This is a genomic window from Lentzea chajnantorensis (genome assembly GCF_054300775.1).
The window spans coordinates 5,835,578-5,850,239 of sequence record NZ_JBSDZT010000002.1 but is presented as its reverse complement, the minus strand read 5'-3'; the positions used below and the strand labels follow the sequence as shown (position 1 = coordinate 5,850,239).

The window sequence follows — 14,662 nt, the reverse complement described above, 5'->3', positions numbered from 1 at the left end:
CACAGCCTCCACAGGCGCGGTCCTGACGCCCGCCCACCGCATCGTACGGCGCCCGCCTGGCCGACGAAGGTCGCGAAGCTCGCGATGGCTTCAGTGTCGGTCAAAATCCAGCTGCCGGGGTAGACGGGCGGGAACCGGAAGCGCGGTGGACGGACGAGCGGCGCCCGGAGCCGGCCGGGTGCCCGCCCCGGTTCGAGGCGGGCACCCGCTCCCGGTCAGCCGCGCGCCTTGCCCAGCCGCAGCGCCGACACCAGGTAGAAGATCCCGCCGATCCCCGCGTACCCCGCGAGGGTGGTCAACGTCGCCCCGTCGCTGCCGGCCTGGACGATGAACGACGTACCGGCGAGCGTGGAGATCGCACCGCTGAGGATCATCGGCCACTGCCCGCCGAGACCGCGGCGCACCACGGCGACGACGAGCTGGGTCACGCCGGACACGACGGCCCACGCGCCCCACACCGTCAGCACCGCCGGGATGCCGGAGGTCACCGCGACGACCAGCCCGGCCGCGGCGATCGTGCTGACGGCGATGTTCGCGTACAGGCCCCACGACGCGCGTCCGGTGCGGGACGTGCGGCTGTCCACCACGACCGCCGCCACGTCGAACAGCGGGTAGAGGACCAGCAGCGTGCCGCTGATCGGTCCGATCGTCGTGGCGGTGAGCATCAGCAGCACCGCCCACACCAGCGCGAAGCCGAAGCGGGCGAAGTACAGCGTGCGGAGTGCGGGGGCGAGGGTGGCCGGTGACGCGGTGCTGGTGCTCACGGGATCGTCCTTGAGGTAGGGAGAACGTTCTTTCTACTTTTTGAAGACTGGCAGGACCGGCACGCGGTTGTCAAGAACGAACGTTCTCTCTGTTAGCGTCGGGAGCATGACCCGCGTGTCTGATGCCCGCACCCGCCTGCTCGGGACCGCCGGCCGGCTGTTCTACGCCGAGGGGCTGCACTCGGTCGGCGTGGACCGCGTGCTGGCCGAGGCGAAGGTGACCCGCGCGACGATGTACCGGCACTTCGCCGGCAAGGACGACCTGCTGGTCGCCTACCTCGGTGAGGCGGACCGGGCGACGCGGCAGCAGCTCGAAGCCGGCGTGGCCGCTGCGGCCGACGACGTCGAGGCGGTGCGGGCGGTGGCGCGGGGGATTGCCGCGCACATCCGCTCCGAGGGGTTCCGCGGGTGTGCGTTCCTCAACGCCGCGGCCGAGTACCCCGACCCCGCGCACCCCGTGCACGTCGCGGTGCTGAACCACCGCCAGTGGTTCCACGACACCGTCGCGGAGCTGCTGTCCCGGGTCGGCGACTCGCCGGTCGAGCTCGACGCGCGGCACCTCGTCATGCTGCGCGACGGTGCGATGGCGGCGGGGTGCCTCACCGATCCCGGGCCGGTCGGGGAGACGTTCGTCGAGGCGGTCGAGGGAATCCTGCGGGCGCGGCTCAGCCGCTGACCTGTGCGGACAGCACGGCCAGTGCTCGGAGGAACGCCTCGCGGTCGGCGGGTGGGAGCTGGGCGAGCACGCGGTCCTCGTTGCGCTGGATGTCCGCCTGCACGGCGTGGTGCTTGCGGCGCCCCTCGTCGGTGATCGCGACGAAGCGTGCGCGCCGGTCTGCCGGGTCGCGAGTGCGTTCCAGCAGGCCTGCCGCCTCCAGGTCGTCCAGCACGGCGATGATGCGGCTCTTGTCCGCGCCGATGAACTCCGCCAGCGCGGCCTGCGTGCGCACCGCTTGGCCGTCGAGGGCATCGAGCACGACGTAGCCCCACATGCTCAGCCCGTGCGCGCTCAGCACCGGCTGCTCGGCGGCGATCAGCGCGCGTTGCAGCGGGGCGATCATCGCCGCGAGGTCCCGCCGACCGGTCATGATCGACATCATAGCGTTGCGCATATGATAAGCGTCTGCATATCGTATGCGTGTGCTTACTGATTTGCTCGAACTCCACCGGACCGCCGTGCTGGACAGCGTCCGAACCGTCGACCAGGTCCGGGACGACGACCTGGAGCGGCCGACGCCGTGTGCCGGGTGGACGGTCGCCGACCTGCTCGCCCACATGACCGCGCAACACCGCGGGTTCGCCGCCGCCGCGCGAGGCGGGGGAGGAGACCGCACGGCGTGGGAGGCCCGCCTCGCGAGCCCGTCCGACCACGCCGCCGCCGCACGCGACCTCCTCGCCGCCTTCGCCGACCCGGTGGAGGAGTTCGAGCTGCCGGAGTTCGCCCCGGTGACGAGGTTTCCGGCCGTGCAGGCGATCGGGTTCCACCTGATCGACTACGTCGTGCACGGCTGGGACGTGGCGCGCTCGCTCGGGCTCGCCCACCGGCTCGCACCGGAACTGGCCGAACCCGCGCTGCGGATCGCGCTCGCCGTGCCGGACGGGGAGGGCCGGCTCCAGCCCGGTGCGGCCTTCGCGCCCGCGCTGGTCACCCGGGACACCGACCCGATGCGCCGCGTCCTCGCCCTGCTGGGCCGCTCGCCCGACTGGACGCCCTGATCAGGACGAGGTCAGGCGGCGACCACGATCTCGGTCGCGGGGTCGTGCGGCAACGCCGGGGTCCCGTTCACGACGACCGCGGCCCTGAGCCAGGGCTGTTCGCGCTCCAGGAACGGCACTTCCTCTGCCAGCCACGCGGCAACGTGCCGCTGCTGCTCGGGCGAGTCGCCGTCGCGCGCCACGAGGCGGCGTTCCTGCTCGTCGAGGTCGCCCTGCACCCAGACCGAGGCGTCGAGCCACGGCCCGAGCTCCGCCCGGACGACGCCCGTGCCCTCCACCCACACCACGTCGGCCCCGGCGGGGACCACGACCGCGCCCGGCCGGTCGTGCGCGACCCAGGCCGGTGGGCGGAACTCCACCGCCTCGCCGCGGTGCAGGGGCCGCAGGACGTTCTCGGTCAACAGTCCGGCCCAGTCGAAGTACGCCTGGTTCCAGGCGATGTCGTCGGTGTGCACCACCCACGACCGCGGCACGGCGTGGCGCAGCCGCTCGGCCAGGGCGGACTTCCCGGCGCCACCGCGGCCGTCGATGCCGACGATCACGGGCCGCTGGACGAGGCCGGGCTGGCGAGCGCTGGAGGAGCCGTCAGCGGTCGGTCGCACACCGACCTCCACCGCCGACCCGCCGCCCCCAACCCCGACCAGTCGCCGGATCACCTCACCGAGCGGCACGACCCGCCAGCCGGCCGCCTCCACCTCACCCGGCCGCAGGCGCATCCTCACGCTCCCGTTCCACCGGGACCTCCACGCGGTCCGAATCCCGCACGCCCCGCGTGCGCGCCGCGTGCTCGTGCCAGCCGCGCTGGTCGCGGCGGAACACCGGGAACACGAACGTCCCGACGACCACCAGCGCCACCACGACCAGGTCGAACCGGCCGGCACCGAGCCACGGCGACACCACGGTCGCGTAGGTCACGAGACCGGTCACGCCGAGCAGTTCGCGGATGGCGATCTGCAGCGGGTTCGCGCGGGTGCCGTCCTCGCGGCGGGTGCGGTAGCGCAGCAGCCAGCTGCCGGGGGTGGCACCGCCGGTCGCCGCCGGCAGCACGACGCGCAGGACCACCAGGGCCAGCACCGCCCAGCGCGGGTCCGGGAGCACGAGCTTCGCGAGCAGCAGCACCGGGAGCAGGTCGACGGCGAGCGCCAGCAGCCGGCGCGGGACGGTCACCGTGCCGGTGGGGGCCGCGGAGTCCTCCGAACCGGGCACCGTCGGCACCACCAGTGCGACGGGGGCGAGCATCCAGCCCACCAGCGCACCGGCCGTGTTCGAGATCAGGTCGTCCACGTCGGAGATGCGGTACGGGCAGGGGTAGTAGCCGAAGTTGCCCGTGTACTGCACGACCTCGACGGCCAGCGAGATGCCCATGCCGATCGCGATCACGGCCAGCGGGCCCCTGCGGTACGCCTTGCGCAGCACCACGCCCAGCGGCACGAACAGCGCGACGTTGAACATCTGCTGCATGAACGCCTGCGACGTCACCATCGCGACGATGCCGGAGCGCCCGTTGGCCGACAGGTTGTTGTTCATGTCGGTGACCCACTGGAACGGCACCAGCGAGAGCATCTGCTCGCCCTGGCAGACCTCCACGCGGTTCGCGGGGAACGGCAGGAAGATCAGCGCCAGAGCGACGAGACCGTAGGCCAGCAGGCCGTAGAGCACGAACGCACGGCGCGGCTCCACACGCCCGAAACGCAGGTAGTGCAACAAAACCAGGGGAGCGAGCACCAGCAGGCCGACGCCCACGAACGCGGTGAACCCCGTTCGAGCGGTCTCCCAGTACGACGCCATCATGTTCTTCACCGCTCCGGGATCGATCCGCACACAGGTGCTCTCCAGTGCCCGGTGGCGTCCCCCGTTCAAACCCCGGTTCGGGAAGATCCATCAGACGGCCCAGCGCCCTGCCGCCGATCAGTCCCCGACGGTCCAGGGGCGCGCTCATGTGCCGCCGGAGCCCACTACACTCGGCACTCGGGCACGGGGAGTGCCGGCTCAGCGGAGAGCGAAGGGAACGGCGGGTTCCGGCATGATCGGCGAACTCGTGCAGGCGAGCACACCGGTGCTGACGACCGCAGCGTTGACGACCACCGGGCAGCACCCGGTCACCGTCCCGCTGACCGAGCGGGGCCTGCTCATCGGACGCGGACCCCACTGCGACATCGTCCTCGACGACATGACCGTCTCACGGCGGCACGCGCAGGTGCGGTGGGAGGACGGCGTGGTCGTCCTCGAAGACCTGGGCTCGCTCAACGGCACCTACGTCAACCGCAGCCCCGTGCACGAGGCCGTGCTGCGGGACGGCGACTCCATCTGGATCGGCGAGCACCGGCTCGCGTTCAGCGCGGCGGCCGAGCGGCCCGCGGGTGGCTGCACCGTCCACTCCGGACCGCAGGCCGGGCGTGCCGCCGACCGGGTCACCCGGCCGACCTGGCGCTCCGGCCAGCGGAAAGGGCTTGCTCCACGTCCGGGTACAGCGCCAGCAGCTGATCCACTCCGGATGCCGTGATGGGCCGCAGCACGATCCGGTGAGCGGCGGCGACCCGCAGGGGAACGCCCGCGGCCCGCGCGGCGCGGTGCTGGACCACGAGCTCGTTGATGCCGGCCGAGCCGAAGAACGTGACCCGGCTCAGGTCGACCACGACCGGGAACGGTGCCGTCGCCATCGCGAGGGCGATCTGGAGCTCGTTGTGCAGCGTCTCGACCGTGTCCTGGTCCAGGTCCCCGTCGGCGCGTACGACGATCGCGAGCCCGTTGACCTCTCTTTGCACGTGCAGCGGGCAATGGAAAGTGTTCGCCATGGCAGAGCCTCCTCGCCGTGGAGCGACCTCCTGCTGGAGGAAGGACGCAGCTGCAGGCTCAACCGCTTCCTTGGACTGTAGTCCTCGTTTCAGGTTTTTCGCACGGCGAAAGTTCCTGATCACAATGTGAGAGCACCGGGAATGCCTGCCGTGGACGGTCGGCGCGGGCTCAGACCGGGGTCGTGGCCGCTGCCGCGCCGCCCTTCTGCTGCCGCCTGCGGTCCAGCAGCCACATCACCGGCGACGCCGACAGCCCGTGCACGAGAACGGAACCGATGACCACCAGCCCGGCGATTCGCCAGATCGTGTCGTGCCCGGTGAAGTTCCCCTCCTGCAAGGCGTAGGTGATGTAGAACAGCGAGCCGACACCGCGCACGCCGAAGAACGCGATGACGGTCCGCTCGCGCGAACCGGTCTTGCCGCCGAGCAGCCCTATCCACCCCGCCAGCGGCCTGACCAGCACCAGGGTCACCGCGGCGACCGCGACCTCGCGCCAGTCGAGGCCCGCAAGCAGCCCGCTGACCGCGGCACCGCCGAGCAGGAAGACGATCACAACCGTCAGCATCCGCTCGGCCTGCTCGACGTAGCGGTGCAGCACCTGGTGGTAGCCGTGGTGGCGTTCCGCGGCCCTGATCGTGCAGGCGCACACGAAGACCGCGACGAACCCGTAACCCTCGGCCAGCTCGGTGACGCCGTAGGCGAGGAACGTGGCGGCGAGCGCCACGAACCCCTCCGCGTGCTCGGCGAGGCGCAACTTCTCCGACGGCACCGAGAAGAACAGCTTGCCCAGCAACCAGCCCACGGCGACGCCGACGGCCAAGCCGCACGCGAGCCGCCACAGCACGTCCACGGCGAGCCAGTGCCCCAGCCACGCCGAGGGCGCGGCACCCGCGATGCTGATCGCGACGGCGGCGTAGGTGAACGGGAACGCCAGACCGTCGTTGAGCCCCGCCTCCGAGGTGAGCGCGAACCGCGCCTCGTCCTCGCCGGTGTCGTCCTCCGGGTTCTCGGCCGGTTCCGCGACCTGCACCTCGCTGGCCAGCACCGGGTCGGTCGGCGCCAGCGCGGCCGCCAGCAGCACCGACGACGCGACACCCAGCCCGAGCGCACCCCAGCCGAGCAGCCCGACGGCGAGCATCGACAACGGCATCGTGATCGCGAGCAGCCGCCAGGTCGTCGCCCACCCGCGCAGGCTCACCGCCCGGTTGAGCGCGAGCCCCGCGCCCATCAACGAGATGATCACGCAGATCTCGGTGAGGTGCAGGAGCACCGTGGCGTGCTCGTCGGGATCGGGGTTCGGCAACGTGTCCACGACCGAGAACGTGAGCGCACCCGCCCCGAGGAACAGCATCGGCATCGAGACCGGTGCGCGGGCGAGCAACCGCGGCAGCAGCGCGGCGGCCAGTGTCGCGAGCCCCGCTCCGGTGTACAGCAGGGAGCTGGGTTCCACCGTGTGCCCTCCGATCGCCGAAAGGCTCGTCCTACCCGGTGGTCCCACCCACAAACCCCGATGCGAATGAGGCATACCGCGCGTTTCGCGCTGCTCCACCGATGAAAGACCTGGTCAGAGTCGTGCAGGAGCTCGTCAGGCGGCCAGTGCCGGCCCGAGCAGCAACCCGCCGTCGACGACGAACTCCGCACCGGTCGTGAACGACGCCTCGTCCGAGGTCAGGTGCAGCAGCACGGCGGTGATCTCCGCGGGCTCGGCCAGCCGCGGCACGGCGTAGCCGGCGGGGGAGAAGAGGTCGCCGATCGCGGGCTGACCGGGTGCGACGGGCTCGGTGATGAGCGGGGTGGCCACGACACCGGGGTGGATCGAGTTGACCCTGATCCGGTCGCGGCCCAGTTCCAATGCGGCGGTGCGGGTGAGACCGCGCAACGCCCACTTGCTGGCCGCGTACGGCGCGTAACAGGGCGATCCGACGTTGGCCATCGTCGAGGCGATGATGGCGATCGACCCGCCGCCCGCGCGCCGGATGGACGGCGCGACGTGCTTGACACCCAGGAACTGGCCGGTCAGGTTGACGTCGAGCGTGCGCTGCCAGACCGCGCGGTCGGTGTCCTCGACCAACGCCGCCGGGTGCTGCACCCCGGCGTTGCCGACCAGGACGTCGACCGGCCCGAACCGCTCCTCCGCCGCCCGCACCGCCGCCTGCCACGCCTGCTCGTCGGTGACGTCGAGGCACACGGACAGGGCGCGCTCACCCAGTCCGGCCGCGAGCGCGTCGCCGTTGCGCGCGGCGACCACCACGTTCGCGCCCTCGGCGTGGTAGCCGAGCACGTGGCTGCGCCCCATCCCGCCGGTCGCCCCGGTGATGAACACGGTCTTGCCCTGGAAACGCATCGGTACCTCCGTTAATGATGAGTCGAGTGACTCGCCTCGGAACGGTAGGGCGCGGCCCAGCAGTGAGTCAAGTGACTCACCTCGTGGCACAATGGCGTGGTGTCGACCTACCACCAGCGGATGGCCGAGCAGAAGCGGGCGGCGATCGTCGACGCCGCCACCGCGCTGTTCCTGGAGTCCGGCTACGACAAGACCTCCCTGGCGCGCATCGCCGACGCGGCCGGGGTGTCGAAGGCGACGCTGTTCAAGCAGTTCCCGACCAAGGCCGAGCTCTTCGACGCGATCGTCACCGACTACTGGCAGAGCGACGACGGCGCGCTCACACCACCGCCCGGCGACCCGGCAGCCGGGCTGACCGCCCTGGGCAACCGGTACGTGGCGCTGCTGACCCGGCCGGGCATGGTCGCGCTCTTCCGGATCGTCATCGCGGAGGCGCCGCGGTTCCCCGAGCTCGGCCAGACCCAGTTCCGGTTGGGCAAGCAGCCGTTCTTCGACGCCGTGCGCGACTACCTGGCCGCCGAGTCCGGGGCAGGCACCCTCACCGTGCCCGACCCGGTCCTCGCCGCCACCCAGTTCCTCGGCATGATCTCGAACTTCGCCTTCTGGCCGCGCATGCTGCTGGTGAACTGGGCGCCGACCGCGAAAGCGATGGCGCACTCGGTGGACGAGGCGGTGCGGACGGTCCTCGCCCGCTACGCCCCGTCCTGACCGGGCCGCGCGGGCCTGCTCACAGCGCGCCGATCGCCTCGCACGCCTTGCGGACGCCCTCGCCGTACGCGGGATCGGCCTGCCCGCAGTGGAAGACGTGCCGTTCGACGGTCTCCCTGCGCGCGCCCTTGATCGCCCGCGCGGTGTTGTCGAACAACCGCTGCTGCTCCTCGCCGGTCATCAGCCGGAACAGGTCGCCGGGCTGCTCGAAGTAGTTGTCGTCGTCCGCGCGGAAGTCGAACCGGTCCGCGGTGGCGCCGACGGCCTGGGCCGGCTCGGCGTAGGCGGGCTGCTCGGACCAGCGGCCGTGGTTGTTCGGCTGGATGCCGGGCACGCCGCCCTGGTTGCCGTCGACCCGCATGGCGCCGTCGCGGTGGTAGGTGTTCACGAGCCGCGCGCCGTTGGGGTGGTTGACCGGGATCTGGTGGTGGTTCACGCCGAGCCGGTACCGCGCCGCGTCGCCGTAGGAGAACAGCCTGCCCTGCAACATCCTGTCCGGGCTCAGCGAGATGCCGGGCACGACGTTCGCCGGGGTGAACGCGACCTGCTCGACGTCGGCGAAGTAGTTGTCCGGGTTGCGGTCCAGGCGCAGCTCGCCCGCCTCGATGAGCGGGTAGTCCTTCTTGCTCCACACCTTGGTGAGGTCGAAGGGGTGGAAGCGGTAGCTCGCGGCGTCGGCCTCCGGCATCACCTGGAGGTAGAGCGTCCAGGCCGGGTGCTCGCCCCGTTCGATGGCGTCGTACAGGTCGCGCTGGTGCGACTCGCGGTCCCGGCCGATCAGCTCACCGGCCTGCTGGTCGGTCAGGTTCTCGATGCCCTGCCGGGTGCGGAAGTGGAACTTGACCCAGTGCCGCACGCCGTCGGCGTTGACCATGCTGTAGGTGTGCGAGCCGAAACCGTGCATGTGCCGGTAGGAACGCGGGATGCCGCGGTCGCTCATCACGATCGTCACCTGGTGCAGCGCCTCGGGCAGGTTCGTCCAGAAGCCCCAGTTGTTCTCGGGGTCGCGCAGGTTGGTCCGCGGGTCCCGCTTCACGGCGCGCGCCAGGTCGGGGAACTTGAGCGGGTCGCGGAAGAAGAACACCGGCGTGTTGTTGCCCACCACGTCCCAGTTGCCCTCCGCGGTGTAGAAGCGGGTGGCGAAGCCGCGGATGTCGCGTTCGGCGTCGGCGGCGCCGCGTTCGCCCGCCACCGTGGAGAACCGCAGGAACGTCTCACACCGGTTGCCGACCGCGCTGAACAACGCGGCGCTGGTGTAGGCGGTCAGGTCGGCGGTGACGGTGAACGTGCCGAACGCGCCGGAGCCCTTCGCGTGCATCCGCCGCTCCGGGATCACCTCGCGGTCGAAGTGCGCGAGCTTCTCCAGCAGCCACAGGTCCTGCAGCAGCACCGGGCCGCGCGGACCCGCGGTGAGGCTGTTCTGGTTGTCGGCGACCGGTGCGCCGGCGGCGGTGGTCAGCGGGTCGGTGTTGTCCTCGAACGCCATCAGGGAAACCTTCTCGGGTCAGGGGTTCTGGGCTGCGAGGTGGCACGGGGAGCACAGCCCCCGGTGCACGACCTCGGTCTCGTCGACGCGGAAACCGTGCGTCTGCGGGAACTGCGGTGGAGCCGGGTGCTCGCCGCGCTCGACGTCGGCCACCGCGCCACAACCGCGGCACACCAGGTGGTCGTGGTCGTGACCGCGCAGCTCGAAGCGGGCCGGCGCGCCGGTGTCCAGCCGGCGCACCAACCGTGCGTCGGTCAACGCCGTGAGCACGTCGTAGAGCGCTTGGGTGGACACCGATCCGATGTCCGCGCGGACGGCCCGGCCCAGCTGCTCGACGTCGGCGTGCGGATGGCTGCCGAGCGCGGACAGCACAGCGAGCCGTTGTTTCGTGACCCTCAACGAGGCTCCGCGCAACGCGGCGACCAGGTCGTCAGCGGTCAAGGCGGGCTCCTCATCGACAACGAATAGTTAGGACTCCTAGCAAGATTGTGGCATGCTCGGCCCGCTTCGATCAACCAGTCCGGATCAGTTCAAGAAAACAGGGGAGACCCGATGAGCGACGCTCACGTGGTGGTCGTGTCCACCGGAGTCGTGCGGGAGCTGCCGTGGCGGGGGCGTGCGGTGACCACCGCCATCGCGAAAACGCCCACGCCCCACCGGGTGGAGGTCGGCCGCCTCGGTCTGGCGGGGGACGAGCAGGGGGACGTGGAGAACCACGGCGGGCCGAACAAGGCGGTCCTGCTGTACTCCGCCGAGCACTACACCACCTGGAGCGAGGAGATCGGTGAGCTCGCGATGCCCGCGTTCGGTGAGAACCTCACGACGTCGGGACTGCTGGAGAGCGACGCGGTGATCGGTGCGGTGTACTCCGTCGGATCGGTGCTGCTGCAGGTGTCCCAGCCCCGGCGGCCCTGCTTCAAGCTCGCCGCCCGGCACGGGGTGGACGACCTGGCAGTGCGCGCGCAACGCAGTGGCCGCACCGGTTTCTACTGCCGGGTGCTCCAGCCGGGACACCTCGTGCACGGCGACCGGCTGGTCCCGGTGAGCACGCCGATGCACGGCATCACCGCCGCGGAGGTGCACCGCGTCGTCAACCTCGACCGAGGTGACCGGGAGGGTGCCCGGCACCTGCTCCGGCACGCCGGGGTGCTGCCCGAGTCGTGGGCGGGGATGCTGCGGCGGCGGCTCGACGGGCGGCTCGACTCGCAGTCCGAACGCCTGCACGGCTGAGCCGACCGGCTCGGACCGCAGGCTCAGGGTGCGGTGGTGCGCTGCCTGCGCCGGACCGCCGGCGTCTTGGCCGGTTCCGCCTCGTGCTCCGGGCAGTCCGTGCGCAACCCGGCCAGTGGCAACGGCATGCGCAGCAGGTGGCAGTGGTGCGGCGCGTCCGGCTCGGGGTGTTCGTTCGGCCCGAAGAAACGGCATGTCGTGCATGTGCGCGACACGGTCACCACGCCCGTGCGCTGCAGGTCCGCGATCACCCGCAGCAACGTGTGCAGCGTGGTCGCGCGGTCCGCGTCGGGCAGTGCGCCGAGCGCGGCCGTCAGCGGGTCGTCCCAAGAGGACAGTCGACGCGCGACCTCCTCGCCGCCGGGGGTCAGCGCCAGCGACCGCCTGCGCCCGTCCGTGCCGGGGGAGCGGGTCACGAACTCCTTGCGCTCCAACGCGGCCACCGCGTCGGACATCGTCGGCGTGGTGACGTCGAACTCCTGCGCCAGTGCGGCCACCTCGCGCCGTGCCTGCGGTTGCTGCGCCAGTGCCAGCACCGCCTGCTGCTGCAACGGCGTCAGCCCGTGCTCCCGCGCGGTGCGCTGGGCCAGCGACCGCATGCCGTGCCCGATCCGCTCGATGGCGTCGGCGAGCCGCCGGTCGAGGCCGGCCGTGCCGTCGGTGTCAGTCATGCGATCCGCCCTGTGACTAGTGCTTTCCCGGCGATCGTACGCACCGGGCGCAAATCGCCCCGGCTGAGACGTGGGTCACCTGAGCGAAGAACTAGGTAGGAGTCCTACCTAGTTTGTGACAGACTGGCGTTCACCTCCTCCAAGACCGCTCCGGTCCCGGAACCTCGCCCCAATGGGGACGAGCGGACTTCTCCGTCCTCGCGAAGGAAAGCGACATGACCACTCCTGAACCCGTACCGGGCTACACCCACGACGACCCCGGTCTGGCCCCGTCCCCGGTCACCCCGGCCGATCTGGAGCTGCTGCTGGCCACCGTCCTGTTCGGACCGGAGGACCAGGAGGCCCTGCTGCTGGCCGGTGAGGTCCTCAGTGGACAGATCGAGCAGGTCCTGGACGTCTGGTACGGGTTCGTCGGCTCGCACCCGCACCTCGTGGCCTACTTCGCCACGCCGGACGGCACGCCGATCCCCGAGTACCTCGCACGGGTCCGCGCCCGGTTCGCCCGCTGGATCACCGACACCTGCACCCGCCCGTACGACGAGCGCTGGCTCGCCTACCAGCAGGAGATCGCGCTGCGGCACACCGTGCCGAAGAAGAACGAGACCGACCACGCCGACTCGGTGCCGCACATCCCGTTGCGCTACATCATCGCGTTCGTCTACCCGATCACCGCGACGATCCGGCCGTTCCTCGCGGCGGGCGGCCACGACGAGCAGCAGGTCGACGCCATGCACCAGGCCTGGTTCAAGGCGGTCACCCTCCAGGTCGCGCTGTGGTCGCAGCCCTACGCCGGGCGGTCGTGGTGAGCCCGCTGCCGGCACCCGCGTCCGATCCGCTCACGCAGGCGCCGCCGTGGGAGACCACCGAGTGGTTCAACAGCGAGCCGCTCGACCTGGCCGGCCTGCGCGGCCGCGTGGTCGTGCTGGAGGCGTTCCAGATGCTCTGCCCCGGCTGCGTGAGCCACGCGCTGCCGCAGGCCGTGCGCCTGGCGAAGACCTTCGGCGACGACCTCGCCGTCATCGGCCTGCACACCGTGTTCGAGCACCACGGCGCGATGACCCCGGTGAGCCTCAAGGCGTTCCTGCACGAGTACCGCATCCCGTTCCCGGTCGGCGTCGACGCGGCGAGCGGCGACCACCCGGCGCCGGTCACGTTCAGCCGCTACCGCATGCGGGGCACGCCCACCACCGTGCTCATCGACCGCGACGGCGTGCTGCGCGGCCACCAGCTCGGCCAGGTCGACGACATGTCGCTGGCCTCGGCCGTGACGCGCCTGCTCGACGGCGCCGTCCCACCCGCCGTGGACGGCACCACTCCACCCGCCGTCTGCTCCGTCGACGGCACCTGCACCTGATCCCGTTCCACAACATCAAGGAGAGAACCATGTCCCGCATCGAGCTCACCGACCCCGACCAGATCACCGACGAGCGCGCCGAGACCCTGGCGCAGATCAAGGGCGCCTTCGGCCTGGTGCCGAACATGTTCCGCGCGGTCGCCAACTCCCCGGCCGCACTGCGGAGCATGTGGGCCCAGTTCGGCGCACTGGGCGGCGGCGTGCTCGGCGCCAAGCTCGGCGAGATGGTCGCCGTGGCCGTCGCCGACCGCAACCGCTGCGACTACTGCCTCTCGGCGCACACGATGCTCGGCAAGAAGGCCGGCGCCACCACCGCCGAGATGACCAGCGCGCAGAGCGGCCAGTCCGACGACCCGCGCGCCGCCGCCGTGCTCGCCCTGGCCGTGACCCTGGTCGACAAGCGCGGCCAGATCGCGGACTCCGACATGCAGGCCGCGCGTGACGCCGGGCTAAGTCAGGAGGAGATCGTGGAGACGGTGGCGCACGTGGCGCTGAACGTGTTCACCAACTACATCAACGTGGCGCTGGACGTGCCGGTGGACTTCACCCGCGTGTCGCTGACCCGTTGACGGACACCGGAGGCCGGGGAGCGGTGCCAGGCTCCCCGGCTCCCGGTCACGGGTGCAGCCCCGGTCCCGGTTCGGCGCTCGGCGCGATCGGCGTCGGGCTCAACGCCGTGTCGTCCTCGCCCTCCTCCAGCAACGTCGCCGCAGCGCCGACGACCCGGACGTCGGGCGTCCCGACGGCCTCGACGTCCTTGTCGGCGTAGTCGAACCGCGCCAGCACGCTGCGCATCGCCTCGATCCGCGCGCGCTTCTTGTCGTTGCTCTTCACCACGGTCCACGGCGCGATCTCGGTGTCCGTGGACCGGAACATCGCGACCTTGGCCTCGGTGTAGTCGTCCCAGCGGTCCAGCGACTTGATGTCGTTGGGGCTGAGCTTCCACTGCCGCACCGGGTCGATCTGCCGGATCACGAACCGGGTGCGCTGTTCGTTGCGCGACACCGAGAACCACAGCTTCACCAGCAGCACGCCGTCCTCGACGAGCATCCGCTCGAACTCCGGCGCCTGCTTCATGAACAGGTCGTACTCGTCCTTCGTGCAGTAACCCATGACGTGCTCGACGACGGCCCGGTTGTACCAGGACCGGTCGAACAGCACGATCTCGCCCGCGGTCGGCAGCTCGCGGACGTAGCGCTGGAAGTACCACTCGCCGCGCTCGCGCTCACTCGGCTTGCCGAGTGCCACGGTGCGCAGGCCGCGGGGGTCGAGGTGTTCGCTGAAGCGCTTGATGGTGCCGCCCTTGCCGGCGGCGTCACGGCCCTCGAAGAGGATCACGAGCCGTTGCCCGGTCTCGGTCACCCAGTGCTGCAGCTTCAGCAGCTCGATCTGCAGCAGCCGCTTGACCCGTTCGTACTCCGGGCGCGACATCCGCTCGGTGAACGGGTAGTTCTCCCGCCACGTCAGCACTTCGCGCCCGCTGGCGTCGCGCAGGATCGGTTCGTCCGCGTCCGAGTCGGGGAACTCGGCGGTGTATCCCTCGGCGAGCAGGTCCGCTGAGTCGACAGTCAGGTCCGTCACGAAATCGTACATA

18 protein-coding genes and 1 pseudogene are annotated in these 14,662 nt (G+C 71.1%); 8 read left to right on the top strand and 11 right to left on the bottom strand.

Annotated features, from left to right (window positions below; genetic code table 11):
* Positions 1 to 215: 215 nt before the first annotated feature.
* On the bottom strand, positions 216 to 764 hold the full coding sequence (locus ACVDFE_RS28680) for a hypothetical protein (protein WP_458432590.1): 549 nt from the start codon (positions 762 to 764) through the stop codon (positions 216 to 218).
* Between the two features lie 115 nt (positions 765 to 879).
* Here ACVDFE_RS28680 and ACVDFE_RS28675 point away from each other — a divergent pair, with 115 nt between their 5' ends.
* Positions 880 to 1,440 carry a TetR/AcrR family transcriptional regulator gene (locus ACVDFE_RS28675; protein ID WP_360384970.1) on the top strand — a complete coding sequence of 187 codons (561 nt, stop codon included), beginning with the start codon at positions 880 to 882 and terminating at the stop codon, positions 1,438 to 1,440.
* On the opposite strand, the gene ACVDFE_RS28670 is transcribed toward ACVDFE_RS28675, so the two are convergent.
* Positions 1,430 to 1,852, bottom strand: a complete 423-nt coding sequence (locus tag ACVDFE_RS28670; protein WP_458432589.1) for a MarR family winged helix-turn-helix transcriptional regulator — start codon at positions 1,850 to 1,852, stop codon at positions 1,430 to 1,432. The genes ACVDFE_RS28675 and ACVDFE_RS28670 overlap by 11 nt on opposite strands.
* A gap of 52 nt (positions 1,853 to 1,904) precedes the next feature.
* Between ACVDFE_RS28670 and ACVDFE_RS28665 the strand changes: the two genes are divergently transcribed.
* Positions 1,905 to 2,480: a TIGR03086 family metal-binding protein gene (locus ACVDFE_RS28665; protein ID WP_458432588.1), complete on the top strand. Its 576-nt coding sequence runs from the start codon at positions 1,905 to 1,907 to the stop codon at positions 2,478 to 2,480.
* Positions 2,481 to 2,491: 11 nt separating this feature from the next.
* Here ACVDFE_RS28665 and ACVDFE_RS28660 read toward each other — a convergent pair whose 3' ends face one another.
* Together ACVDFE_RS28660 and ACVDFE_RS28655 are read right to left on the bottom strand one after the other, a co-directional pair.
* Entirely contained in the window at positions 2,492 to 3,202 is a 711-nt protein-coding gene (locus ACVDFE_RS28660) for a uridine kinase family protein (RefSeq protein WP_458432587.1), read from the bottom strand.
* On the bottom strand, positions 3,177 to 4,301 hold the full coding sequence (locus ACVDFE_RS28655) for a VanZ family protein (RefSeq protein WP_458432585.1): 1,125 nt from the start codon (positions 4,299 to 4,301) through the stop codon (positions 3,177 to 3,179). Before ACVDFE_RS28655 ends, ACVDFE_RS28660 begins: the two co-directional genes overlap by 26 nt.
* On the opposite strand from ACVDFE_RS28655, the pseudogene ACVDFE_RS28650 reads away from it, so the two are divergent.
* A pseudogene (locus ACVDFE_RS28650) lies at positions 4,270 to 4,815 on the top strand (FHA domain-containing protein); the annotation flags it as partial. The gene ACVDFE_RS28655 and the pseudogene ACVDFE_RS28650 overlap by 32 nt on opposite strands.
* 76 nt (positions 4,816 to 4,891) lie before the next feature.
* Here ACVDFE_RS28650 and ACVDFE_RS28645 read toward each other — a convergent pair.
* From ACVDFE_RS28645 to ACVDFE_RS28635, 3 genes are all read right to left on the bottom strand, one after another.
* The gene (locus ACVDFE_RS28645) at positions 4,892 to 5,275 is read right to left on the bottom strand and encodes an STAS domain-containing protein (protein ID WP_360384292.1); all 384 of its coding nucleotides are present in this window, start codon (positions 5,273 to 5,275) and stop codon (positions 4,892 to 4,894) included.
* Between the two features lie 169 nt (positions 5,276 to 5,444).
* On the bottom strand, positions 5,445 to 6,725 hold the full coding sequence (locus tag ACVDFE_RS28640) for a cation:proton antiporter (RefSeq protein ID WP_458432583.1): 1,281 nt from the start codon (positions 6,723 to 6,725) through the stop codon (positions 5,445 to 5,447).
* Positions 6,726 to 6,860: 135 nt separating this feature from the next.
* Complete coding sequence (locus ACVDFE_RS28635; RefSeq protein WP_458432582.1) at positions 6,861 to 7,619, bottom strand: SDR family NAD(P)-dependent oxidoreductase; 759 nt, start codon at positions 7,617 to 7,619, stop codon at positions 6,861 to 6,863.
* A gap of 99 nt (positions 7,620 to 7,718) precedes the next feature.
* Here ACVDFE_RS28635 and ACVDFE_RS28630 point away from each other — a divergent pair, with 99 nt between their 5' ends.
* Complete coding sequence (locus ACVDFE_RS28630; protein ID WP_458432581.1) at positions 7,719 to 8,327, top strand: TetR/AcrR family transcriptional regulator; 609 nt, start codon at positions 7,719 to 7,721, stop codon at positions 8,325 to 8,327.
* 19 nt (positions 8,328 to 8,346) lie between these two features.
* Here ACVDFE_RS28630 and ACVDFE_RS28625 read toward each other — a convergent pair whose 3' ends face one another.
* A complete protein-coding gene (locus ACVDFE_RS28625) occupies positions 8,347 to 9,813 on the bottom strand; it encodes a catalase (protein WP_360384284.1) in 1,467 nt (488 codons plus the stop codon).
* Positions 9,814 to 9,831: 18 nt separating this feature from the next.
* On the bottom strand, positions 9,832 to 10,254 hold the full coding sequence (locus ACVDFE_RS28620) for a Fur family transcriptional regulator (protein WP_458432579.1): 423 nt from the start codon (positions 10,252 to 10,254) through the stop codon (positions 9,832 to 9,834).
* Between the two features lie 111 nt (positions 10,255 to 10,365).
* On the opposite strand from ACVDFE_RS28620, the gene ACVDFE_RS28615 reads away from it, so the two are divergent.
* The gene (locus ACVDFE_RS28615; RefSeq protein WP_458432577.1) at positions 10,366 to 11,043 is read left to right on the top strand and encodes an MOSC domain-containing protein; all 678 of its coding nucleotides are present in this window, start codon (positions 10,366 to 10,368) and stop codon (positions 11,041 to 11,043) included.
* Between the two features lie 23 nt (positions 11,044 to 11,066).
* On the opposite strand, the gene ACVDFE_RS28610 is transcribed toward ACVDFE_RS28615, so the two are convergent.
* Positions 11,067 to 11,714 carry a MarR family winged helix-turn-helix transcriptional regulator gene (locus tag ACVDFE_RS28610; RefSeq protein ID WP_458432576.1) on the bottom strand — a complete coding sequence of 216 codons (648 nt, stop codon included), beginning with the start codon at positions 11,712 to 11,714 and terminating at the stop codon, positions 11,067 to 11,069.
* 215 nt (positions 11,715 to 11,929) lie between these two features.
* Here ACVDFE_RS28610 and ACVDFE_RS28605 point away from each other — a divergent pair, with 215 nt between their 5' ends.
* Genes ACVDFE_RS28605 through ACVDFE_RS28595 form a run of 3 tightly spaced genes read left to right on the top strand, consistent with a single transcriptional unit; the run spans position 11,930 to position 13,637 of the window.
* Positions 11,930 to 12,520, top strand: a complete 591-nt coding sequence (locus tag ACVDFE_RS28605) for a protoglobin domain-containing protein (RefSeq protein WP_458432574.1) — start codon at positions 11,930 to 11,932, stop codon at positions 12,518 to 12,520.
* Positions 12,514 to 13,068: a redoxin domain-containing protein gene (locus tag ACVDFE_RS28600; protein ID WP_458432572.1), complete on the top strand. Its 555-nt coding sequence runs from the start codon at positions 12,514 to 12,516 to the stop codon at positions 13,066 to 13,068. The genes ACVDFE_RS28605 and ACVDFE_RS28600 overlap by 7 nt, the downstream gene beginning before the upstream one ends.
* 29 nt (positions 13,069 to 13,097) lie before the next feature.
* Positions 13,098 to 13,637, top strand: coding sequence for a carboxymuconolactone decarboxylase family protein (locus ACVDFE_RS28595; protein WP_458432570.1), 540 nt, complete (start codon positions 13,098 to 13,100; stop codon positions 13,635 to 13,637).
* Between the two features lie 46 nt (positions 13,638 to 13,683).
* Here ACVDFE_RS28595 and ppk2 read toward each other — a convergent pair whose 3' ends face one another.
* Positions 13,684 to 14,649, bottom strand: a complete 966-nt coding sequence (gene ppk2 / locus ACVDFE_RS28590; protein WP_458432568.1) for a polyphosphate kinase 2 — start codon at positions 14,647 to 14,649, stop codon at positions 13,684 to 13,686.
* Between the last annotated feature and the right edge of the window lie 13 nt (positions 14,650 to 14,662).